The organism is Streptomyces sp. NPDC027962, assembly GCF_055566095.1.
The window spans coordinates 69,037-91,309 of record NZ_JBVHTA010000002.1; the positions used below are offsets into that span (position 1 = coordinate 69,037).

The 22,273-nt window shown below is 70.3% G+C and carries 20 protein-coding genes; 12 read left to right on the top strand and 8 right to left on the bottom strand.

Annotated elements, in window-relative coordinates; translation table 11 throughout:
- Positions 1–243 precede the first annotated feature (243 nt).
- A complete protein-coding gene (locus tag ACZ4SA_RS01985) occupies positions 244–1,236 on the top strand; it encodes a DUF5926 family protein (RefSeq protein ID WP_468268678.1) in 993 nt (330 codons plus the stop codon).
- Between the two features lie 195 nt (positions 1,237–1,431).
- Here ACZ4SA_RS01985 and ACZ4SA_RS01990 read toward each other — a convergent pair whose 3' ends face one another.
- Both ACZ4SA_RS01990 and ACZ4SA_RS01995 read right to left on the bottom strand, forming a co-directional pair.
- Positions 1,432–2,091 carry a hypothetical protein gene (locus ACZ4SA_RS01990; RefSeq protein WP_468268681.1) on the bottom strand — a complete coding sequence of 220 codons (660 nt, stop codon included), beginning with the start codon at positions 2,089–2,091 and terminating at the stop codon, positions 1,432–1,434.
- Between the two features lie 358 nt (positions 2,092–2,449).
- Entirely contained in the window at positions 2,450–3,217 is a 768-nt protein-coding gene (locus ACZ4SA_RS01995; protein ID WP_468268684.1) for a bifunctional DNA primase/polymerase, read from the bottom strand.
- A 509-nt stretch (positions 3,218–3,726) separates the two neighbouring features.
- Between ACZ4SA_RS01995 and ACZ4SA_RS02000 the strand changes: the two genes are divergently transcribed.
- Both ACZ4SA_RS02000 and ACZ4SA_RS02005 read left to right on the top strand, forming a co-directional pair.
- A complete protein-coding gene (locus tag ACZ4SA_RS02000; protein WP_468268687.1) occupies positions 3,727–5,280 on the top strand; it encodes a PP2C family protein-serine/threonine phosphatase in 1,554 nt (517 codons plus the stop codon).
- Between the two features lie 123 nt (positions 5,281–5,403).
- Positions 5,404–6,864, top strand: a complete 1,461-nt coding sequence (locus tag ACZ4SA_RS02005; RefSeq protein WP_468268690.1) for an aminopeptidase P family protein — start codon at positions 5,404–5,406, stop codon at positions 6,862–6,864.
- Between the two features lie 30 nt (positions 6,865–6,894).
- Here ACZ4SA_RS02005 and ACZ4SA_RS02010 read toward each other — a convergent pair whose 3' ends face one another.
- A complete protein-coding gene (locus ACZ4SA_RS02010; protein WP_468268693.1) occupies positions 6,895–7,356 on the bottom strand; it encodes an ATP-binding protein in 462 nt (153 codons plus the stop codon).
- Positions 7,357–7,548: 192 nt separating this feature from the next.
- Between ACZ4SA_RS02010 and ACZ4SA_RS02015 the strand changes: the two genes are divergently transcribed.
- The 9 genes from ACZ4SA_RS02015 (at position 7,549) to ACZ4SA_RS02055 (ending at position 17,339) form a co-directional block, all read left to right on the top strand.
- On the top strand, positions 7,549–8,331 hold the full coding sequence (locus tag ACZ4SA_RS02015) for a hypothetical protein (RefSeq protein ID WP_468268696.1): 783 nt from the start codon (positions 7,549–7,551) through the stop codon (positions 8,329–8,331).
- A gap of 93 nt (positions 8,332–8,424) precedes the next feature.
- Complete coding sequence (locus tag ACZ4SA_RS02020) at positions 8,425–9,165, top strand: YcnI family copper-binding membrane protein (protein ID WP_468268699.1); 741 nt, start codon at positions 8,425–8,427, stop codon at positions 9,163–9,165.
- A gap of 42 nt (positions 9,166–9,207) precedes the next feature.
- A complete protein-coding gene (locus tag ACZ4SA_RS02025) occupies positions 9,208–9,906 on the top strand; it encodes an SCO family protein (RefSeq protein ID WP_468268702.1) in 699 nt (232 codons plus the stop codon).
- A complete protein-coding gene (locus ACZ4SA_RS02030; RefSeq protein ID WP_468268705.1) occupies positions 9,903–10,349 on the top strand; it encodes a copper chaperone PCu(A)C in 447 nt (148 codons plus the stop codon). The genes ACZ4SA_RS02025 and ACZ4SA_RS02030 overlap by 4 nt, the downstream gene beginning before the upstream one ends.
- A gap of 21 nt (positions 10,350–10,370) precedes the next feature.
- Complete coding sequence (locus ACZ4SA_RS02035) at positions 10,371–12,377, top strand: copper resistance CopC/CopD family protein (protein ID WP_468268708.1); 2,007 nt, start codon at positions 10,371–10,373, stop codon at positions 12,375–12,377.
- 34 nt (positions 12,378–12,411) lie between these two features.
- Complete coding sequence (gene efeB, locus ACZ4SA_RS02040; RefSeq protein ID WP_468268711.1) at positions 12,412–13,677, top strand: iron uptake transporter deferrochelatase/peroxidase subunit; 1,266 nt, start codon at positions 12,412–12,414, stop codon at positions 13,675–13,677.
- Positions 13,678–13,709: 32 nt separating this feature from the next.
- Positions 13,710–14,645: a prephenate dehydratase gene (gene pheA / locus ACZ4SA_RS02045; RefSeq protein WP_468268714.1), complete on the top strand. Its 936-nt coding sequence runs from the start codon at positions 13,710–13,712 to the stop codon at positions 14,643–14,645.
- A gap of 607 nt (positions 14,646–15,252) precedes the next feature.
- Positions 15,253–16,530, top strand: coding sequence for a serine--tRNA ligase (gene serS, locus ACZ4SA_RS02050; protein ID WP_468268717.1), 1,278 nt, complete (start codon positions 15,253–15,255; stop codon positions 16,528–16,530).
- Positions 16,527–17,339 (top strand): HAD family hydrolase, encoded by an 813-nt coding sequence (locus ACZ4SA_RS02055; protein WP_468268720.1) that lies wholly within the window; start codon positions 16,527–16,529, stop codon positions 17,337–17,339. The genes serS and ACZ4SA_RS02055 overlap by 4 nt, the downstream gene beginning before the upstream one ends.
- 289 nt (positions 17,340–17,628) lie before the next feature.
- Here ACZ4SA_RS02055 and ACZ4SA_RS02060 read toward each other — a convergent pair whose 3' ends face one another.
- From ACZ4SA_RS02060 to ACZ4SA_RS02080, 5 genes are all read right to left on the bottom strand, one after another.
- Positions 17,629–18,318: a hypothetical protein gene (locus tag ACZ4SA_RS02060; RefSeq protein WP_468268723.1), complete on the bottom strand. Its 690-nt coding sequence runs from the start codon at positions 18,316–18,318 to the stop codon at positions 17,629–17,631.
- Between the two features lie 275 nt (positions 18,319–18,593).
- Complete coding sequence (locus ACZ4SA_RS02065; protein ID WP_468268726.1) at positions 18,594–19,313, bottom strand: ABC transporter permease subunit; 720 nt, start codon at positions 19,311–19,313, stop codon at positions 18,594–18,596.
- A gap of 17 nt (positions 19,314–19,330) precedes the next feature.
- Complete coding sequence (locus tag ACZ4SA_RS02070) at positions 19,331–20,242, bottom strand: ABC transporter ATP-binding protein (protein WP_468268729.1); 912 nt, start codon at positions 20,240–20,242, stop codon at positions 19,331–19,333.
- Complete coding sequence (locus tag ACZ4SA_RS02075) at positions 20,239–21,147, bottom strand: ABC transporter permease (RefSeq protein ID WP_468268732.1); 909 nt, start codon at positions 21,145–21,147, stop codon at positions 20,239–20,241. Before ACZ4SA_RS02075 ends, ACZ4SA_RS02070 begins: the two co-directional genes overlap by 4 nt.
- The gene (locus ACZ4SA_RS02080) at positions 21,144–22,106 is read right to left on the bottom strand and encodes an ABC transporter ATP-binding protein (protein WP_468269256.1); all 963 of its coding nucleotides are present in this window, start codon (positions 22,104–22,106) and stop codon (positions 21,144–21,146) included. Before ACZ4SA_RS02080 ends, ACZ4SA_RS02075 begins: the two co-directional genes overlap by 4 nt.
- Between the last annotated feature and the right edge of the window lie 167 nt (positions 22,107–22,273).

Sequence of the window (22,273 nt, forward strand, 5' to 3'; positions counted from 1 at the left end):
GGCGCGGATCCTACGGCCGCGTGGCAGAAGATGAGCCCGACTGCCGGACCGGCGCGGATCCTACGGCCGCGTGGCAGAAATGGTGCCGTCGGCGGCACTGGGCAAGAACGCCTCGGCCGGCCCGCGTCCCCCGGCGACGGCGCCACGTCGGGAACGCATCGGCCCGCTGCCCACCCGCGAAGGCGGCGTACGGCTAGGCTCGCGCCCGACACAGCACCGCCGCAATCGGGAGAAAGCCACACCATGGCCAAGAAGCGCCCCCAGACGAAGGCGACGAAGCCTCAGCCCAGGAAAGGGGCCGGCGCAACAGGCGTCAATGAGCCGGTTCCGGTCGTGGGAGCCCGCGAGCCCTGCCCCTGCGGCTCCGGCCGCCGCTACAAGGCGTGTCACGGCCGGGCGGCCTCGCACGCCGTGACCGAGCTGGTCCAGCGTCCCTTCGAAGGCCTGCCCGGAGAATGCGACTGGGTGGCGCTGCGCGAACTGGTGCCGGCCGCGACGGTCGAGCTCACTCTCAAGGGCGGCCTGCCCGAAGGTGTGCCGTCGGTGACGCTCGCGACGGTACTTCCCATGGCGTGGCCCGCGTTGCGCCGCGACGACGGTTCGGTTCTGCTCGGCCTGCAGAACGACACTCCGTCGGGTGACCTCAGCCGCGACCTCGCCGCCACCCTGCAGAGGGCCCTGGAGGCTGCGCCCGGCACTCCGGTCACCACTCGTGGCGCCGCTGCCGAGGGCGTACGGCTGCAGGACCTCCTCGCTCCGGACGCCGCTTTCGAGCCGACCGTGCGCTCCGGCTTCGAATTCTGGGTTCCTGATTCGGCCGAGCAGGCGTCGCCGGAGGTGGCCGCCTCTCTCGAGCGTGCGAACGCGGCGGCGATTCCGACCGTGAAGCTCTCCGGTGTCGACGCCGCGTACTGGTGCGAGACCCCGGAGAAGAACCACCTGCGCTGGGTCATGCCGCACCCGGAGGAGCGGCTCCTCGACGCCCTGGCCAGGCTGCACGCCGCGGGCAGCTCGTCGCTCGGGGAAGGGACCCGGCTGGTCGGCTCCTTCCGTGCGCACGGCCTGGTGGTTCCGGTGTGGGACCTGCCGAGCGGGATGGGCGCCGAGGAGTGCGAGAAGCCCTCCGCCGAATTCGCCGAGCGGCTGGCGTCCGCGCTCGAGTCCGACGCTCCGCTCAGTGCCGAGGAGCGCCGCGCACGCGGCGGTCTCACGAACCGCCAGGTCACCCTCAGCTGAGAGTCACGATTACCGCCGGGCAACGGGTGACACCAGTCACAACTCGTGCAATCGGCAGGTAAATCAATGTCCGAATACGAGAGATCGAATTTGCGAACCGCCGATCTCTTGTTACCGTTCTAGAAGCCCGGTCGCTGGTGCATCCCCCGTCGCCAGCGATCGGGCGTTTCCATTTTCCGAGACGCCTCTCCGGGCTCAATGACCCCCGCCGTCACGGGAGTTGCTCACCGAACGCAACAACAGCGGCTCGTCGCCCGTTCCGCCGGAAGCGGCGAACTCGGCCACCGCCCAGAACGTGGAAGCAGCGCCGCGCGAAGGCTCACGGGGTGTTTCACAAGAGCGCGGCTCGTCGCCCGCCTCCACCTTGCAGTTGGTCTGCAGAGTGCGCCCGCCCGGCCCCATCAGTGTGAGTACGGACGACAATTCCATGCCCGTCGCATTGCGGTAATAGGTGCGGGCCCATGTTTGACCGTAACGCGTCAACACACAGGTCTGTGCCTCGATGCCACCGGGAGAGGCGACTTCCGGCCCACATCGGAACGCGGTCCTCGGGGCCGCGTCCCCTGCTCCGCCCGGCACATCGGCCACTGCGGACTCCCCGGCCACGCGCCGGGTCGCGTCGGGCTCGCCCCCGGGGCCGCCCACGCCCGCCGCGTTCCCGGTGTCGGACGCCCCGGACGTGGCGAGGCCGGGCAGCAGACCCGCCTCACCGGGGCCGCCCTCCGCGTCGCCCGCCGGAGCGGACCCCGCCCCGGCAGCCGGCCCCGGCCCGCCCGCCTGCCCGGCCGACGCCGCGAGCGGTACCAGTGCGGCGACCACTACCGCGGCTGCGAGCCCGATCATACGAAGATTCATGGGCCACCTGCCGACCGCGGGAGTTTCATGACGAGAGCCCGAAGATATCGGCGCTGTACGGGCGCACGGCCGGCCGCGCGCCCATTTCCGTGACAACTCGGCCCATCGCTACCCGTACGAGTGACGGAGCCGGGCCGAGGCGGGCGGGCGGGCCGCAACGCGCCGGCGTCGCGGGACCCGGGGCCGGTCCGGAGTGCCAGCGCCGCACCGGACGCCGCGAACCCGCCCTCCGCGGACGGCGAGCGCGACCGCAGACGGCCGGAAGCCCAAGCAGCAAAGCTGCTTGGGCTTCAACGCAGCGAGCGGACGTCCCGGACCCGGCGAGGCGTTTTGCGGACCGACCTCACTGGACAACGCACTAGTAGGCGAGTCGGCTGCCCTCTCCCGCCTCCGGCGGGTAGAGCCCGCTGCCGGGTGCGCTGCTCGCGCTCGCCTCGACGAGCGCGTCCACGACCGCTTCGACGTCCGGCAGCCAGGGCGCGGCGGATCCGGGAAGCGGGGCCCGCTCCCAGCGCGCCTGCCCCGTGCCGGTCTCCGCCGGTGGCAGCACCAGATATCCGCCGCTGCCGTGGAAACGGAGCGAGCTCGGTACGCAGTCCTTGACGAAGAGCAGTTCGCCGAGCTGTTCCAGGCTGTACGGGGCCACCAGCAGCGACCACCGCGTGGGGGTCGCGACAATCGGCCCCAGGCGCATGTCCATTCGGTCCAGCACCGACAGTGCACGCGCGGCGGCGAGGGCGGGCAGGCTCACAGCGCACGGCGCGCCGCCTTCTCCGGGGCCGCCGGGCCGGGATGCGCCGGTGGCCAGAATGACGGGGGCGGTGGGCCGGTTGGTCCACCACCAGCGGATCATCCGCTCGTCGGTGGTCGCCGCGAGGATGCCGGGTTCGAAGGGGTGCGCGCCGGGGACGACGCACTCGGGGTCGGGACAGGCGCATCCGCGCCTGCGCTCCGTGCGGCCTCTTCCCTTGTCCTCCGGCCGGTCACTGCCGGCCGCTTTCAGTCCCACACCGGGAAGCACGGGCCATTTCCACTCGACGGCGCAGGTCAGCGCCGTTCCGAGCTGGACAGGCCCTTTCTTACGCCGGTACCGGAGCCTGCGTCGCCTTCCGAGGATCTCGCGCATGAGCGCTCGTTCCTTTCCGTTGAACGCCGGGGTCCACATCACATCAGGTGTGCAGCTCATTACTGTGCGTACAGGTGCGCGTACTGGTCGGCGTTTCGTCGCCCCTTGCCAGTGGCATGGGCGCCCCCTGCTTCGCCGGCGACAGGATCGTCGCCCTGGGGGCCGAACATGGGCTGTAGTCCATTAAACGCGTGGCGAGGGGTGGCGCGCGCCTGGCGCTTGCTGTCCCGCTGTACTTCTTCCCCGCCACTCGGGGGATGAGGCGCGGCCTCCGGCTGTTAGGACGCCCGCGCCCGCTGCCAGGTTCCGGGGCGCTTCCAACTGCCCCTGGCCATCACTGTTTACGTACCCAACACGCTTGCAATGACGCTTTCCCCCGGGCCCTCGGCACGGGAGTCCCCCTGCTGAACGCCCTCAGTCGACCCCAATAGGCCGCCATCAGGTGCATTTTTCAGCCAAGTTAACAGCTCCTCGCGTTCCCCGCGGACACCATCAATCCCACCGGGACAGTGCTGGACATCACCTTATGTGTGCGTGTAGATGTGGATCCATTGATAGCGGCGCAGAATGACATGGGGGTTTGCGATGCTATTGAGCAGAACGCACCTGCCGGAAAGCCGGCTGCCATGAGCGCCCCTCACCTGCCGAAAGTGGCTGGAATCGACTCAACAGTTCCCGCACCCGCGCACAATCCCGCCCCCATGCCCCAGGTCCCTGCCGCACCCCCCGCCGCCGGAGCGGTGCTTCAGGACCGGTTGGCCGGATGGGTCTCCGATCTCACGACGCTCCACGAACTCACCGAGCGGCTGATCAGAACCGGCTCGCTCGACGACGCTCTCGACGAACTGCTCCGCGCCGGGGCAGCGCTCGTCGGCGCCCGCCGCGGCATGGTCGTTCTCGAACCGCCCCCAGGCCCCGCGCGCGACAGCGGCCCTCTGGGGGACGACCGGGGCCCCGCTCTCGCCAAAGGCCTCGGCCTGACCCGTTCCGACCTGGGCCACATCGAGACGGTGCCGCGCGGCGCGACGGCGTACGGGCGCATCCTGGACGGCCGTTGCTGCGGTCCGTCCGGCGTTCCGGGGCCGGTCGCCCATCCGGACCTGCTCGGCGACGACTCGCTCCACCCCCTCCACCGCGAGGTGGCCCTCCGCCTCGGCTACGCCGCGAGCTACACGGTTCCGCTGGCCACCATGGAGTCCGGCACGCTCGGCGCGGCCGTCTGGCTCTACGACGAGCCGGCCGCACCGGTCGAGCGCCAGTGCCACCTCGTCGGCCTCTACATGCGCTACGCCACCGAGCACCTGGCCCGCCTGCTGGAGCTCGAACAGGCCCGTGCCACCGTCGCGACCGTCGAGGAGGAGCTGCTGCCCAGCCGCCTGCCCCGGGTGCCCGGTGTCGAGCTGGCCGCCCGGCACCTCACCGGCGCGCACGGCGGCGGTGACTGGTACGACGCGCTGCCGCTGCCCGAGGGAGCGCTGGGGCTCGCGGTCGGGTCGGTCAGCGGCTCCGGCCCGAGTGCGCTCGCCGCGATGGGCAGGCTGCGCGCGTCCCTGCGGGCGTATGCGGTGATGGAGGGCGAGGATCCGGTCGCGGTCCTGTCCGACCTGGAGCTGCTGCTGCGGCTGACCGAGCCCGCGCGGACGGCTACGGCGCTCTTCGCGTACGCCGAACCGGCCGCCAGGAAGATCCTGCTCGCCGGCGCCGGGCACACGCCGCCGCTGGTGATCGGTGAGCGCCGTACGGAGTTCGTCGAGACGTCCCTGTCCGCCCCGCTCGGAATGCTCGCCTGCTGGGAGGCGCCGAGTGTGGAGCTGTCCCCCCAGCCGGGAGAAACGGTGCTGCTGTACACCGACGGGCTGCTGCGACGTACGGGCGACGCCATGGACCGCGCCTTCGCCCGGCTGCAGTCGGCGGCGGCGAGCGTCCCGAGGGCACTGCGCGACGATCCGGCGGCGATCGCCGACCACGTCCTGCGCACCCTGCTGCCGGAGGGCCGGGGCCGTACATCCGGTGAACCGGACGGCAGAGAGGACATCGTCCTGCTCGCCGCCCGGTTTGACTGATTATTCACATCCATTCGGGTCGTCTACCGCTCACACATACGATGGACGCGTCCCCTCCTGCCGAACGGCGGGCGGGACCCGAAGTCGTTTCAGTGAAGGCCGGACAGGCCCCAGGAGGCAGACGTGGCGGAGGAGCTCACCCCGGAGACCCCGGAGGACGAGGAGCAGCCGATCAAGCAGCGCAAGAACGGGCTGTACCCGGGCGTTTCCGACGAGCTGGCCGAGAACATGACCACCGGCTGGGCGGACACCGAACTGCAGGGGCTCGAGCCCATCGCACAGGCCGAGCAGACCGCCGCCCGCCGGGCCGCGCTGTCCGCGCGCTTCCCCGGCGAGCGCCTGGTGATCCCCGCGGGCAACCTCAAGACGCGGTCCAACGACACCGAGTACAGCTTCCGCGCGTCCACCGAGTACGCCTACCTGACCGGCGACCAGACCGAGGACGGCGTCCTGGTCCTGGAGCCCAAGGGCGACGGCCACGTGGCCACCATCCACCTGCTGCCGCGCTCCAACCGCGAGAACGGCGAGTTCTGGCTGTCGGGCCAGGGCGAGCTGTGGGTCGGCCGCCGGCACTCGCTCGCCGAGGCCGAGCAGCTGCTGGGCATTCCGGCCGAGGACGTGCGCGAGCTGCCCGCGAAGCTGAGCGAGGCCACAGGTCCGGTGCGTGCCGTGCGCGGCCACGACGCCGGCGTCGAGGCGGCGCTGACCGACAAGGCCACCGCCGAGCGCGACGAGGAGCTGCGGGTATTCCTCTCCGAGGCGCGCGCCGTGAAGGACGCGTTCGAGATCGGCGAGCTGCAGAAGGCGTGCGACTCCACCGCGCGCGGCTTCGAGGACGTGGTCAAGGTCCTGGACAAGGCCGCGGCCACCAGCGAGCGCTACATCGAGGGCACGTTCTTCCTGCGCGCCCGCGTCGAGGGCAACGACGTCGGCTACGGCTCCATCTGCGCCGCCGGCCCCCACGCCACCACCCTGCACTGGGTGCGCAACGACGGCCCGGTCCGCTCCGGCGACCTGCTGCTGCTCGACGCCGGCGTGGAGACCCACACCCTCTACACCGCGGACATCACGCGCACCCTGCCGATCAACGGCCGCTACACCGCGCTCCAGCGCAAGGTCTACGACGCGGTGTACGAGGCTCAGGAAGCCGGTATCGCGGCCGTGAAGCCGGGCGCCAAGTACCGCGACTTCCACGACGCCTCGCAGCGCGTGCTCGCCGAGAAGCTCGTCGAGTGGGGCCTCGTCGAGGGTCCCGTGGAGCGCGTTCTCGAGCTGGGTCTGCAGCGCCGCTGGACCCTGCACGGCACCGGCCACATGCTCGGCATGGACGTCCACGACTGCGCCGCCGCGCGCACCGAGGCGTACGTCGACGGCACCCTGCAGCCCGGCATGTGCCTCACCGTCGAGCCCGGCCTCTACTTCCAGGCCGACGACCTGACCGTGCCGGAGGAGTACCGCGGCATCGGCGTGCGGATCGAGGACGACATCCTCGTCACCGAGGACGGCAACAGGAACCTCTCGGCCGCGCTGCCGCGCCGGGCCGACGAGGTCGAGGCCTGGATGGCGTCGCTGAAACAGGGCTGACCGGACGGAAGGTCCCGGGAGGGCGCGCACTCACGACACGTCGAGCAGCGCGCCCTCCCGCCATTTAAGGATCTTGTCGAAGCTGACCACCGCCCCGCGCCCCGGCCTGTTGCGGACGTGGACATGGTCGGCGAGCTGCTCGATCAGGCAGAGCCCGCGGCCGCTCTCCGCGCCGGGGCCCGGCAACGTCATGGGGCTGCCGCGCAGCGGACCGCGCCGGGTGGGGAAGCCGGGCCCCGAATCGGCCACCTCGATACGGCACTTCTCGCCGTCCAGATAGGCCGTGACGCGGTACGCCTCCGACGCCTCGCCGGTGCCACGGTCGCCGCCGTGCTCCACCGCGTTCGCACACGCCTCGGTCAGGGCGACCGACAGGTCGTAGGAGATGTCCGGATCGACGCCCACGGTCTCCATGGTGCCCAGCAGCAGACGCCGGGCGAGCGGCACGCTCGCAGCCTCGCGCCGCAAATGGAGGGACCACCAGATGCTCATGCTCCAGCCTCCTGGCCGCGGCTCGACATACCGATACGTATTGCCCGCGGACACGGTCGGTAAGCGCTTCGTCGCTGTGACGGCCCTCGTTCGGCGGATGCGCATTCGCCGGCCACCGGTGTATGTCGGCAAACGGCATCTTCCGGACCTGCCGCACGGCGGCAGGCACCCGGGTGCGATGATGACCCGGCCATGTCCTCCCTACGCCGAGCACGCGACGGAGCCGGTCTGCGGCTGTTGAGGGCCGCGGTGTTCACCGCGGTCTGCGTCGTGCTGTCCGCGACAGGACATGTGCTGGCCGCCTGCAGGGCACTGCCCCTGTGGACCCTGGCCCTTGGTTTCGCCGGGGTGTTCGTCGTGGTGACGCCGTTCGCCGGGCGGGAGCGTTCGCTGCCGGCCATCGCGGGCGTGCTCACCGTGGGACAGCTCGGTCTGCACACGATGTTCGCCGCCGGCCAGGGGCAGCTACGGCTCGCGCCGACGGCGGACGACACCCTGATCAGGATGGCCGCGAAACTGGTGTGCGGGGCGGGCGCCGCGTCCATGAGCCCCGCCGACGCCCGCCGTATCGTCACCCTGGCCGGCGTCGACCCCAAAGCGGCCACCGCCCACGCGCACATGGCGGAGGCCGCGGCCGCTCCGGCGCTGCTGCCGACCCTGCCCATGATGCTCGGACATCTGCTGGCCGCGCTCGTGACCGGGCTGCTGCTGCGCCGCGGCGACGCGGCACTGCTGCGGCTGATCCGGCTGTCGGCCGACTCGGCACACGAGGTGGCGCAGGCCGCCTGGCTGCGCCCGCTGCGCGCCGCGCTCGCGCTCGTGAGGGCTCTGCGCGCAGGTCTTCAGGGGGCGTTCGGTCCCGGGCCGCGGCTCGCGCCCCCTGCGGGCGGGCCACTTGCGCCGACAGCGGCGCAGGAACTTCAGCACACGGTGATCAGGCGCGGACCTCCGCCCGTATTCGTCCTCAGCGCCTGACGCGGCTCGCTCGACAGGAGTGGTGCCGCGGTGCCCGCGCGCACCCGTGCGCCGTCGGCACACTCACCTCTTCTTCACCGTGGAGCTTCTGTCATGAATGTTTCCCGTCTCGCCGCCGCGTCCGCCGTCGCCGCCACGTCCGTGCTGGTGTTCTCCGGCGCCGCCTTCGCTCACGTCGGCGTGCAGCCGCAGGGCGAGGCCGCCAAGGGCGCTTACGCGGTCGTCAACGTCAAGGTGCCCAACGAGCGCGACAACGCCTCGACCACCAAGGTCGAGATCAACCTGCCCGCCGAGCACCCGCTGTCGTCCGTGATGCCGCAGCCGGTGCCGGGCTGGAAGGTCAAGGTCGAGAAGTCGAAGCTGGACAAGCCGCTCGAGGTGCACGGCAAGCAGATCACCGAAGCGGTCACCAAGGTCACCTGGACCGCGGACGGCTCGAAGATCGGTCCCGGCGAGTTCCAGCAGTTCCCGCTCTCCCTCGGCCGACTGCCCGAGGACACCGACCAGATGGTGTTCAAGGCCATCCAGACGTACGACAACAAGGAGGTCGTGCGCTGGATCGAGGAGCCGACCGAGGGCGGCGAGGAGCCCGAGTCGCCGGCTCCCGTCCTCAAGCTGTCGGCCGCCTCCGACGACCACCACGGCGCGGGCGCGACCGGCGCCGCCGCCAAGGACGACGCCAAGGCATCCGGCCACGACGAGGGCGCGAAGTCCGAGACGGCGTCCGGCGACAGCAGCGACTCCACCGCCCGCGTCCTGGGCATCGTCGGCATTCTCGTCGGCGCCGCGGGCGTGGCCTTCGGCGTGCTGGCGGGACGCCGCCGCTCGGCCTGACCGGCCCCGCACCGAACCCGTTTCGTTTCGAAAGAGAACCTGATGCACACCCCCAAGAGCGACGGAGAGACCCGCCGCAGCCGGCGCGCGCCGCTGGTCGCGGCAGTCGCCGTCACGGCCGTGTTCGCTGTCGCGGCGGGCTTCGCGCTCACGCAGAACAACACGGTCGACGGCAGCCCCGTCACCGACGTCTCCGCCGAGGCGAAGACCAAGGCGGCGACGGCGCTCACCCAGCCGTACACCAAGCCGAACCTCGTGCTGACCGACACCAACGGGAAGAAGTACGACCTGCGTGAGGAGACCAAGGGCAAGCCGACGCTGATCTACTTCGGCTACACGCACTGCCCCGACGTCTGCCCCCTGACGATGAGCAACATCGCCGTCGCCAAGAAGCAGCTTCCCAAGGCCGATCAGGACAAGCTCCAGGTCGTCTTCGTCACCACCGACCCCGAGCGGGACACCCCCGCCGAGCTCGGCAAGTGGCTGCCCAGCGCGGGCGACCCGTCCTTCGTCGGACTGACCGGTGACTTCCCGACCATCCAGGCGGGCGCGCGGCAGATCGGCATCGGCATCGACGCGCCGAAGAAGGAGAAGGACGGGACGGTCGTGTCCATGCACGGCGCCCAGGTCGTCGCCTTCTCCCCGAAGACCGACCGGGGCTACGTCCTGTACGGCGAGAACACCTCGGTCGACGAGTACGCGAAGGACCTGCCGAAGCTGATCGAGGGGGAGAAGCCGTGACGCGCCGCGCCCCTCTCGCCGTCGCCGCCGCACTCGTCGCGGGCCTGGCGGCGGCGGGCTGCTCGGCCGACAGCGGGCCCGAGTTGAAGGTCAGCGGCGCGTTCATGCCGCAGCCTGTCGACGACATGGCCGCCGGCTTCCTCACGGTCGAGAACGGCGGCGGCAGCGGCGACAAACTCACCTCGGTCACCAGCACCATCTCCGACGACGTCACGATCCACGAGTCGGACAACCAGAAAATGCAGGAGGTGAAGGCCTTCGACATCCCTGCGGGCGGCACGCTCGACCTCGAACGAGGCGGCAGCCACATCATGTTCATGGCGCTCAAGCAGCGACCGAAGCAGGGCGAGAAGGTCTCGGTGGAGCTGCACTTCGAGAAGTCGGACCCGATCAAGGTCGAGCTCCCCGTGAAGGAGACCACCTACCACCCGCAGAAGCACTGAGCACCGAGGACTGATCACGTGATGACAGCCACCGCCCCGCGCTTCGGCCCGTCCCCGGTCCGGGTGCTGCTCGCCGTGACCGTGCTGGTCGGCACGCTCCTCGGCGCACTGCTGGCCGGCGCGAGCCCCGCGTCGGCACATGCCGTGCTCACGGGAAGCAACCCGAAGGACGGGGCGGTGGTGGCCACCGCACCCAAGGAGGTCACCCTCACCTTCTCCGAGCAGATCGCCATGGGCGACGACTCGATCCGGGTCCTCGAGCCGAGCGGCAAACGCGCCGACACCGCCAGGATCCGCGATCTCGGCACAGGCGGCACCGTCACCTACGGTGTCGACCTGCACTCCGGGCTGCCCGACGGCACCTACACGGTCGCCTGGCGGGCCGTCTCCGCGGACAGCCACCCCGTGTCCGGAGCGTTCACCTTCGCCATCGGGGCGCCTTCCAAGACCGAGGTCGCGCTGCCCGACGTGGAGGCCGGCGGCGGAGTCGTCGGCGTCCTCTACGGCATCGCGCGCTACGTCGCCTACGGCGGATTCATCCTGCTCGCCGGCGGCGCCGCCTTCGTCCTCCTGTGCTGGCAGCGCGGTGCAGCGGTCCGGCCGGTGCAGCGCCTCGTCGTCCAGGGCTGGGTCGCCATGACCGCGTCAACCCTGGCGATGCTTCTGCTGCGCGGGCCCTACACCCGCTCCGGCAGCCTCGGTGACGTGCTCGACCTCGGGGCGCTTCCCGCCGTCCTGGAAACCAAGACGGGTTCGGCGCTCGTCTCACGGCTGCTGCTGCTCGGCGCGGCAGCACTGTTCGTCGCGGTCCTGTTCGGCGCGTACGCCCGCATGTCTGCGGCCGCGCTGCCGGACGACGCTTCGAGCCGTTCGGGCGAGGACGGCGACGACGGCGACGACGGCGACGACGGCGACGGCAAGACCACGCACAAGGACCTGACCTTCGGTCTCGGCATCGGCGGCACGGTCGTCGCGGCCGGGATCGCCGGAACGTGGGCCCTGTCCGAACACGCCTCGACCGGCATCCAGCCCGGCATCGCGATGCCCGTCGACGTACTGCATCTGCTGGCCGTCGCGGTCTGGCTCGGCGGTCTCGCCACCCTGTTGACCGCTCTCTACCGGTCGCCCGACGTCGAACGGCGGGCGGTCCGGCGTTTCTCGACCGTCGCCTTCGTCAGCGTGGTCGTGCTCAGCGTGACCGGCCTCTACCAGTCGTGGCGGCAGGTCGGTTCGTGGTCGGCGCTCACCGGGACGTCGTACGGGCAGCTGCTGCTGATCAAGGTGGGACTCGTCGCGGTGATGGTCGGCGTCGCGTGGATCTCGCGGCGCTGGACCGGCCGGCTCGCCGACGTGAGCGCGGAAACCGAGGGGAAGGAGACCGAGGGGGAGGAGAAGGGGGAGGAGAAGGAAACGGTCGTCCGGGACGACGACACGACGTCCGTCGCCGACCCGAAGCGCGCCGCGCAGCTCGCCCGTCAGAAGGCCGCTGTGGCGACCGCCGAACGCAAGCGGAACAGGGACGCGGACAGCGAGCGTTCGGGCCTGCGCCGTTCCGTGCTGGCCGAGACGGGCATCGCGGTGGTGCTGCTCGCCGTGACGACGGTGCTCACCTCCACCGAGCCGGGCCGTACGGAGGAGGAGGCCGCCAAGGGCGGCGCCGCGCAGGCCGCCCCGGCCAGGCCGGCGGGCCCCACCGAGATCACGATGCCCTTCGACACGGGCAGCCGGAACGGCAAAGGAACCGTTCGGCTGAGTCTCGACCCGGCGCTCTCCGGTGCCAATGACATGCACATCTGGATCGAGTCGCCGGACGGCAAGGCGCTGGACGCCCCGGAGGTGAAGGTCTCCTTCACCCTGAAGGCGAAGGAGATCGGCCCGCTGCCGATCACTCCGGACCGCATCGCCGCGGGACACTGGACCGCGAGCGCCGTCCAGATCCCGATGCCGGGCGACTGGCAGGTGAAGGTGACCGTGCGGACCTCGGACATCGACCAGAAGACCATCGATAAGAACATCAAGATCGGCTGAGCCACCCGTGACACCCGTGACACCTGCGACATCCGTGACACCTGCGACATCCGACGACGGCACACCGGCGAGCGGCAGCGACATCTCCAGGCGACGCCTTCTCGGCACCGCCGGCGCCGTCGGCGCGACCGGGCTGGTGCTGGGTGCGGCGGGAGGTGCGGTCGCGCACGCGGCAGCGGAGGAGAGTCCTACGGCCCTGGCCACGGTCGGGTCCACGGGCATCGCCTTCCACGACCGTCCGCACCAGGCCGGCATCACGGAGCCGCAGCAGGCGCACGGCCATCTGGTCGCCTTCGACCTCGCACCCGGCGCGGGCCGCAAGGAGGCGGCGGCTCTCATGCGTCGCTGGTCGGTGCTGGCGGGCGAGCTGATGGCGGGCAGGCCGGCGGGCGACGCCGACACGGGCGTCGCGCTGGACGCGGGACCGTCGTCGTTGACCGTCACCTTCGGATTCGGCCGTTCCTTCTTCGACCGCACGTCCCTGGTGGCGCAGCGGCCGCCGGGCCTCGATCCGCTGCCCGCCTTCTCCGCCGACCAGCTGGACGCGCGGCGCAGCGACGGTGATCTGTGGGTGCAGATCGGCGCGAACGACGCGCTGGTCGCCTTCCACGCGCTGCGCGCGATCCACAAGGCGGCGGGGGAAGCCACCCGGGTCCGCTGGCAGATGAACGGCTTCAACCGCTCGCCCGGTGCGACCGCGCAGCCCATGACAGCGCGCAATCTGATGGGCCAGGTCGACGGCACCGGCAATCCGAAGCCGTCGGAGCCGGACTTCGAGCGGCGGCTCTTCGTGCCCTCCGGCACCGACCATCCGTGGCTCGAGGGCGGCTCCTACGCCGTCGTGCGCCGTATCCGGATGCTCCTCGACGACTGGGAGAAACTCTCCCTGGCGAAGCAGGAGCGTGTCATCGGGCGGCGCAAGTCCGACGGCGCACCCCTGACCGGTGGCACGGAGACGACCGAGCTCGACCTGGACAAGGCCGGCCCCGACGGGAAGCTCGTCATCCCCGGTAACGCCCACGCCCGTATCTCCGCGCCGGAGCAGAACGGCGGCGCGGCCATGTTGCGCCGGCCGTTCTCGTTCCACGACGGGACGGGTACGGACGGAACACCTGACGCGGGGCTGCTCTTCATCTGCTGGCAGGCCGATCCGCTGCGCGGTTTCGTGCCGGTGCAGCGCAAGCTCGACCGGGGCGACGCCCTGTCGGCGTTCATCCGGCACGAGGCGAGCGGACTGTTCGCGGTGCCGGGCGCACCGAGGAAGGGCGAGTACGTGGGGCAGCGGCTGCTGGAGTCGTGATGTGTGGTTCCGCGGCCCATTAGGGTGACGGTATGTCGGCCACGCGCTTCACCTATCTCGGTCCCGAGGGCACCTTCACCGAAGCCGCCCTGCGCACCCTTCCCGAAGCCGCCACCCGGGAGCTGGTCCCGATGCTCTCCGTGCCGGCGGCGCTCGACGCCGTACGTGCCGGTGAGGCCGCGGCCGCCCTCGTGCCGATCGAGAACTCGGTGGAGGGCGGCGTCACCGCCACCCTCGACGAGCTGGCGTCCGGCGAGCCGCTGATGATCTACCGCGAGGTGCTGCTCCCCATCGCCTTCGCGCTGCTGGTGCGCCCGGGGACGACGCTCTCCGAGGTGAAGACCGTGACCGGTCATCCGGTCGCGCAGCCGCAGGTGCGGAACTGGTTGCGCAGGAACCTGCCGGACGCCCTGTGGGAGTCCGCCGCCTCGAACGCCGACGGGGCGCGGCTGGTGCAGGAGGGCCGCTACGACGCCGCCTTCGCGGGCGAGTTCGCGGCCGCCACCTACGGGCTGGTGCCCCTGGTCTCCGAGATCCACGACGCGGAGAACGCGGAGACGCGCTTCGTCCTGGTGGGACGGCCGGCCAGGCCCTCGGCGCCGACCGGGGCGGACAAGACCTCCGTGGTCATCTGGCTGGGTGACGACCACCCCGGTGCGCTGCTGGAACTGCTGCAGGAGTTCGCCGTGCGCGGGGTCAACCTGATGCTGATCCAGTCGCGGCCGACGGGCGCCGGCATCGGCAACTACTGCTTCGCCGTCGACGCCGAAGGCCATATCGCGGACCGGCGGGTGGGCGAGGCCCTGATGGGGCTGAAGCGGATCTGCCCCAAGGTGCGCTTCCTCGGCTCGTATCCGCGCGCCGGTGTGACAGCGGCGGACGTGCGTCCGCTGCGGGCCGGCACGTCGGACACGGAGTTCACGGCGGCGTCGGACTGGCTGGCGCGCTGCCAGGACGGCCGGGCCTGAGTCGGCGGGTGCTGGTCGGCCCCGCGTCGGCAGCACTCGGGCCCTGCTGCCCGGCAACCGGTCCTACCTGCAGATTTTCGTTATCCACAGATCTTGTCCACAGGTGCGCTTCTCGACCTGGGGACAAGTCGACAACAGAACGCCACGAGGTCGACAAATCGCCTCACCTGCCTTCTTCCGTCCACAGAACGACAAGGTCGAACCCGTCACCCAAATTCCATTGATCAACTCTTTGGGGCGAGGAATTCCCACCCGAATGAGTGTGTGGTGCCGGTTTGGGATGGGATTCCTTCGACCCTCGGGCGGCTCTCGGAATGATCACTTCCGCAATCCACAGATCCACCACACAGCCTGTGGATAACCTTCTGAAGCCAGGCCGCCCTGTGGACAAGCCGCCGCCAACCCCCGGGCGGCACAAAGGATCATGATCAATCGAAGGCGTGCCCCTCTCTCTCCCTTTCGACGAAAAGCGCCGCGATTACCGACGTCCGCGCATGCGTTTTGCCGCCCCTTTTTGAATTCCGGCAAGTCGTCACAATAAGGACAAAGAGACACGCGTGCCGATATGCGGTGGGGTGGGGCGAGTGAGCACCGGTAGCCTGGTGGGGTGATTGACCTTCGCCTGCTCCGTGAGGACCCCGACCGTGTTCGCGCCTCCCAGCGCGCCCGTGGAGAGGACGTCGGCCTTGTCGACGCCCTGCTCTCCGCCGACGAGCGGCGAAGGTCCTCGGGCCTCCGCTTCGACGAGCTGCGCTCCGAGCAGAAGTCGCTCGGCAAGCTCATCCCCAGGGCCACGCCCGACGAGCGCGCCGAGCTGCTCAAGAAGGCCGAGCAGCTGAAGGCGGACGTCAAGACGGCAGAGGCCGAGCAGAACGACGCCGACGAGGAGACCCGCCGACTGCTGCTGCAGCTCGGCAACATCGTCCACGAGGACGTCCCGGTCGGCGGCGAGGAGGACTTCGTCGTCCTCGAGACACACGGCACGATCCGCGACTTCGGCGCCGAGGGCTTCACACCCAAGGACCACCTGGAGCTCGGCGAAGCGCTCGGCGCCATCGACGTCGAGCGCGGCGCCAAGGTGTCCGGCTCGCGCTTCTACTACCTCACCGGTGTCGGTGCGCTGCTCGAGCTCGCCCTGGTCAACGCCGCCATCGCGCAGGCCACGGAAGCCGGCTTCATCCCGATGCTGACCCCGGCGCTGGTCCGTCCGCGCGCAATGGAGGGCACCGGCTTCCTGGGCCAGGCCTCGGAGAACGTGTACCACCTGGAGAAGGACGACTACTACCTGGTCGGCACGTCCGAGGTCCCGCTCGCCGCGTACCACATGGACGAGATCATCGGCGCCGACAAGCTGCCGCTGCGGTACGCGGGCTTCTCGCCATGCTTCCGCCGCGAGGCCGGTACGTACGGCAAGGACACCCGCGGCATCTTCCGGGTACACCAGTTCGACAAGGTCGAGATGTTCTCGTACGTCGCCCCGGAGGATGCCGAGGCCGAGCACAGGCGTCTCCTCGACTGGGAGAAGCAGTGGCTCACCGCCCTGGAGCTGCCGTTCCAGGTGATCGACGTGGCCACCGGCGACCTGGGGGCCTCCGCCTCGCGCAAGTACGACTGCGAGGCGTGGATCCCGACCCAGGGCAAGTACCGCGAGCTGACGTCGGCGTCCAACTGCGACGCCTTCCAGGCCCGCCGGCTTTCTGTGCGCATGCGTGACGGCAAGAAGGTACAGCCGCTGGCGACGCTGAACGGCACCCTGTGCGCCGTGCCGCGCACCATCGTGGCGATCCTCGAGAACCACCAGCTCGCCGACGGCTCCGTACGGGTGCCGGAAGTGCTGCGCCCGTATCTCGGGGGACGCGAACTGCTGGAGCCGATCTCCAAGTGAGCCCCGCCCCCTTCCCGTACAAGCTCGTCGCGACCGACCTCGACGGAACGCTGCTGCGTGACGACGACACGGTCTCCGAGCGCACTCGTGACGCGCTCACCGCGGCCACCGCGGCGGGCGCCGCGCACATCGTCGTCACCGGGCGGGCCGTGCCGTGGACCCGGCACATCCTGGACGACCTGGGATACGACGGTCTGGCCGTGTGCGGGCAGGGGGCGCAGGTCTACCACGCGGGCGAGCACCGGCTGCTGACCTCCGTGACGATCGACCGACAGCTGGCCGGTCTGGCTCTGTCCAAGATCGAGGCGGAGGTCGGACCGCTGCTGCTGGCGGCGAGCCGCGACGGACTCGACGGCGACGTGCTGGTCGGCTCCGGCTACCGGGTGCAGGAAGGTCCCCTGCCGTACGTGCCGATGCAGGATCCGACCGACCTGTGGGCCGCCCCGCTGAACAAGGTCTACATCCAGCACCCGACGCTCGGCGACGACGAGCTGGCGACAGCGGCCAGGGCGACGGTCGGCAGTCTGGTGGACGTGGTCATGGCGGGCGCGGGCGTCGTGGAGATCCTGCCGCTGGGGCTGAGCAAGGCCACCGGTCTGTCGCTGGCCGCACGACGGCTCGGGCTGCGCGCGTCGGACACGATCGCCTTCGGCGACATGCCGAACGACATCCCGATGTTCGGCTGGGCCGCGCACGGTGTGGCGATGGCCAACGCGCACGACGAACTCAAGGCCGTGGCACACGAGATCACCGCGTCGAACGAGCACGACGGCATCGCGGTGGTGCTGGAGCACCTGCTGGCGGGCTGAAGTGTGCGGAAGAGTGGGCTGAAGCGTCCGGGAGGGGGCGGCCCGCGCGGATGCGCGCTCGAAGCGGCCGCCCCCTGGGCGGCCGCCCGGCGGCCGTGCGGAGTGCGATGACTACTCCGCGGCCTGCCGGGTGCCGCCTCGGTGGGAGCATGACGGGCCGGGACTCGAACTCCTGGTCATCGCCGTGCTCCTCTCCCGGCCGGTGGCACCGGTCGCACAGATGTGCTGTACCGGCTCTGCAACTGTGCCGGGCCGGCCGTTCCGGCGCCACCGATTATTCAGCGCCTGCTCAGCGCCTCCTGCGCCGCCGCAGATCCCGCAGCTGCCGGGCGAAGTCGTCCATCCTGGCGTCCATCCGGACCATGTCGTCGGACAGCTCGCACAGCCGGTTGCTCATCGCCGCGACGACCCGGTTCGTGGCATCGAGCCGTTGGTCGAGGCTGTCGAGGCGCTGGGACATCCGCTCCAGCACCGGCCCGAGTTCCTGCAGTGCCGTCCCGACACCGGCGATGCAGTGCTCGAGCTTCGTGACGCGCCCGTCGAGGGACGCGTAGCCCTCACGCCATCCCTCCTCTGCGTCGAGGAGGTACGTACGCACCCGGCGGGCGATGTCGCTGTCGCGAAGGAGCATGGCGACGTTGAGCACTGCCCTGCGCGTGAAGAGGGTGAGGCTGGAGCGGCGCTGTGGATAACTTCCCTCGCCCTCGGATGAGAGTGACATGTTGTCACTCTGATATTCGCGCAGGTCAGCGCCTCGCATCACGAGCATTCCACTCGCCGCGAGCTCCTCCCGGTGCCGTGACGTCAACTGCCTGATGACGCCTGTGGATACTTCGAAGTACCGCGCGACCCCCTCTGTGGACACGTGGATGCTGTCAGGGAGCAGGCTCAGTGCCTTCACCTTGTCGAGGGCCTCTACCCGCCCCACGTGCTCGACGCGCATCGCGCGCGACTCGAGCAGGGCGATTTCCGATGGCATGGGATGCCTTCCGTTCGTGAACCGTCATGGGCGGCCCTCCCCGGGCCCAGGGGCGGAGGTCGGCTCACGGTGCAATCCACTCAATGACCGGCCCGGACGGTGCGTGCACCGCCGGCACCGGCAATCCCCGCCTTCACGAACCCTCGACGTCACGAACTCCAGTTGCCTCCACGCACACTGGACAACGAGCCGATAAACGTACAGTTACGCGATACGCCTCGGCCCCCGCCCGCAGGGGCAGGGGCCGAGGCACAGGGCCGTCTCGGATCGCCGTCTCACTCCTCGCCGGCGAGCTTGAGGACCCGCAGCTTCTGGCCGGCGTACCAGGTGGCCGCCACCGTGACGCCCGCCAGCAGCGCGACCGCCGCCGGCAGGCCCACGTCGGAGCCGATCAGTCCTTCGCCGCCGATCTTCTCCGCGAGCGACAGCGACCACTGCTGGACGCTGAGCGTGCGGGCACCGGCCACCAGACTGCCGAAGAGCGTCTCCCACACCAGGGCGTAAACCAGTCCGATGACCACGGCATGCCGGCTGACCGTGCCCAGGAGGAGGAAGAGGGCGCTGTACGCGATGGACGCGACGAGCGCCGCCACCGTGTAGGCGATGGCCACCTGCTGGCCGTTGCCGTTCAGGATGAAGCCGGCGATGAACGTGGGCACCGCGGAGAAGGCCATCGTCACGGCGATCGCGACGATCAGCTTGGTGAAGATGATCGTCGGCCGCTTCACCGGCTTGGCGAGCATGTAGACGATCGAGCCGTCGTCGATCTCGGGGCCGATCGAGCCGGTGCCCGCGATGACTCCGATCAGCGGCACCATCGTGGCGAGGGCGAACCCGCCGAGCACGTCGGCGGCGACCTGGTCGTCCGCGCCGTTGAAGGCCCGCACGGCTGCGGCGATCAGCAGCAGCAGTCCCGGCAGCACGAACAGGATCGCGGCCCGGCGCCTGCCGAGGACGGCCCGATAGGTGAGCCGGGCGACTGTGGGGTCGTACATGGACGTCACAGCTCCTTTCAGGCCGCTACGAGGTAGGAGAAGACCGACTCGAGGGACTCGTCGGAGGGCGAGACCGTGAGCAGCCGGATGGAGTGCTCGCGGGCGACCTTCGGAAGCAGCTCGGTGAAGCGGCCGAAGTCGACTGCCTGGATGCGCAGCGCGCCCTCCGCCAGGTCGACCTCGATGCCCGCGGTCGACGGGTCCGCGATGAGGGCCGCGGCGAGCGCCCGGTCGTCGCTGGACCGTACGAGATAGCGGTGCGGCCGGTCCGTCATCAGCCGGCGGATGCGGCGGAAGTCACCGCTCGCCGCGTGGCGTCCGGCGACGATCACCTCGATGTGGGAGGCGAGTTGCTCGACCTCCTCCAGGATGTGCGAGGAGAACAGCACCGTGCGGCCCTCCGCGCCCATGCGCCGCAGCAGGTCCATCAGCTGCATGCGCTGGCGCGGGTCCATGCCGTTGAACGGCTCGTCGAGCAGCAGCACGGACGGCTCGTGAACGAGGGCGGAGGCCATCTTCACGCGCTGACGCATGCCCTTGCTGTACGTCGAGATCTTGCGGTCCTGCGCGTACTCCATCTCGACCGTGGCGAGCGCCTTCTGGGCCTCTGTGGCGCCCAGGCCGTGCAGTTCGGCGTTGGCGACGACGAACTCCTGTCCGGTGAGGAAGTCGTACATCGCCTCGCGCTCGGGGACGATGCCGATCTGCCGGTACACCGACTCGTTGCGCCAGATCCGGGCCCCGTCGATGGTGACGGTTCCGTTGGAGGGGGCGAGGAAGCCGCCCATCATGTTGATGAGGGTGGACTTCCCGGCGCCGTTGGGGCCGAGGAGCCCGGTGACGCCCGGACCGATGGTCATGGTCACGTCGTTGACGGCCACGACGTTGCCGAACCACCGCGAGGTGTTGTCAATGCTGATGGTGGTCACAGCCCGGCCTTTCGGTAGCGGCGCATGAGGACGCCGTACGAGCCGGCGACGAGTGCGAGGACGACGAGCAGATAGACCACGCCCGCACCGGCCCCGGGGCCTTCGCCGCCGGGGAACGCGGATTCGGCGCCGAGGAAGGCGGTCTGCACCCCGTCGATGAGCGTGACCGGCGAGAACAGACCCAGCCACTGGATGACCCCGGCCGAACCGGTCTCCCAGGCGATGGCCTGGACGGTGGAGACCGCGCCGTACGTGATGGTGAGCGTCGCGATCACGGCGGCGACGCCGAATCCGCGGCGCGGCGTGAACGCGGCGAGCACCAGCCCGATCCCGCCGAAGAGGACGGACAGGAGAGCCACGGACACCATGCCCTGCGCGAAGCCCTTCGTCTGGTCGGCGAAGTCGAACTTGGCGAGCAGCGCGCCCAGATAAAGGATCACCAGCGGTGTCGCGGTGAGCAGAAAGACGGCGGACGCCATGGCCGCGAACTTGGCGAGGACATAGTCGACGCGTTCGATCGGGCGTGAGAAGTACAGCGGCACCGATTTGAAGCGCAGGTCCCGGGAGACCGACTGCGGCGCCTGAGCGGCGAGAAACAGGGCGATGAGGGCCTGCATGATGATCGCGAAGCGGGTGTACTCCACCGGCAGGTCCGACATCGCGGGTACCGAGATCGCGACCGCCACCATGATGGCGGCGACCAGGCACATGATCCCGAGCAGGATCATCGGCAGCACCTTGGACTTGGCGGAGCGTCCGAGTCCGTAGGCGCCGCGCAGCGACTGCGAGTAGAGCGAGCGGCGGGCGTAGGCGCGGCCGAGTCGGGGGCCGTCGTAGTTGCGGTATCCGATGTTGTGGATCCGCGTCGTCTCGGGGGCCTGGCCGCCGTGCGTGTGGGTGCTCATCGGCTCTGCACCTCCATGGCCTGCGCGGCCTCCGGGCGGAAGACCTCCGCGATGTGATGGCGTCGCTGTTCCATCCGGACGAGACCGAGGCCGAGATCGGCGACCGTGTCGCGCACGATGTCGTACGTCTCCTCACCGGTCGCCTCGAGCAGCAGGATGTGGCCCGCTCCGGGCAGACCGTCCTCCGTGCGCTCGTGCAGCTGGAGCCCGGCGGCGGCGAGGGCCGCCCGGAGCGCGGCCGTGCCGTCGGGGTGGCTGTCGGAGTCGGTGACCTCGACGGCGAGCGTGGTGGTGATCTGTGTGAAGTCCTTGGTGGAGCTGGAGCGCAGCAGCGTGCCGCCGTCGATGACGACGACGTGGTCGCTGGTGCGCTCGAGTTCGCCGAGCAGGTGCGAGGTGACCAGGACCGAGATCCCGAAGTCGGTGTGCACGCGGCGGATCAGACCGAGCATCTCGTCGCGGCCGACCGGGTCGAGGCCGTTGGTCGGCTCGTCGAGCAGGACCAGCTGCGGGTCGTGGACCAGCGCCTGGGCGAGTTTGACGCGCTGCTTCATGCCGGTGGAGTAGCCGCCGATGGGGCGGTACCGCTCCTCGTACAGACCGACGTGGCGCAGGGTGTCCGCGGTGCGTTCCCGTGCGGCCGTCGGCGGGAGGCCGGACATGCGCGCCATGTGGACGACGAACTCGGTGGCCGAGACGTCGGGCGGCAGGCAGTCGTGCTCGGGCATGTAGCCGACTCGCTCGCGGATCTGGGCGCCGCTCGTGGCGACGTCCAGTCCGAGCACGGCGGCCCGCCCCTCTGTGGCGGGGGACAGACCCAGCAGGATCTTGATCAACGTGGACTTGCCGGCTCCGTTGGCGCCCACCAGTCCGGTCACACCGGGGCCGATGTCCAAGGAGAGCCGGTCAAGGGCGGTCACCCGGGGGAACCGCTTGCTCAGGCTTTCGGTCGCGATCACAGTCACAGTTCGAAGGTAGTGGCGCGCGGCACACCTGACGTCAGCCTCGCGGCTCTATCCGTCTCCGACTCAAGAGGTACAGGCCCGTAGGGGCAAAGCGACCGAAGTGGACGGCATTCGTGGGGCAGGGCGACCGAAGTGGACGGCGGGCCCGGGTTGTGCACACC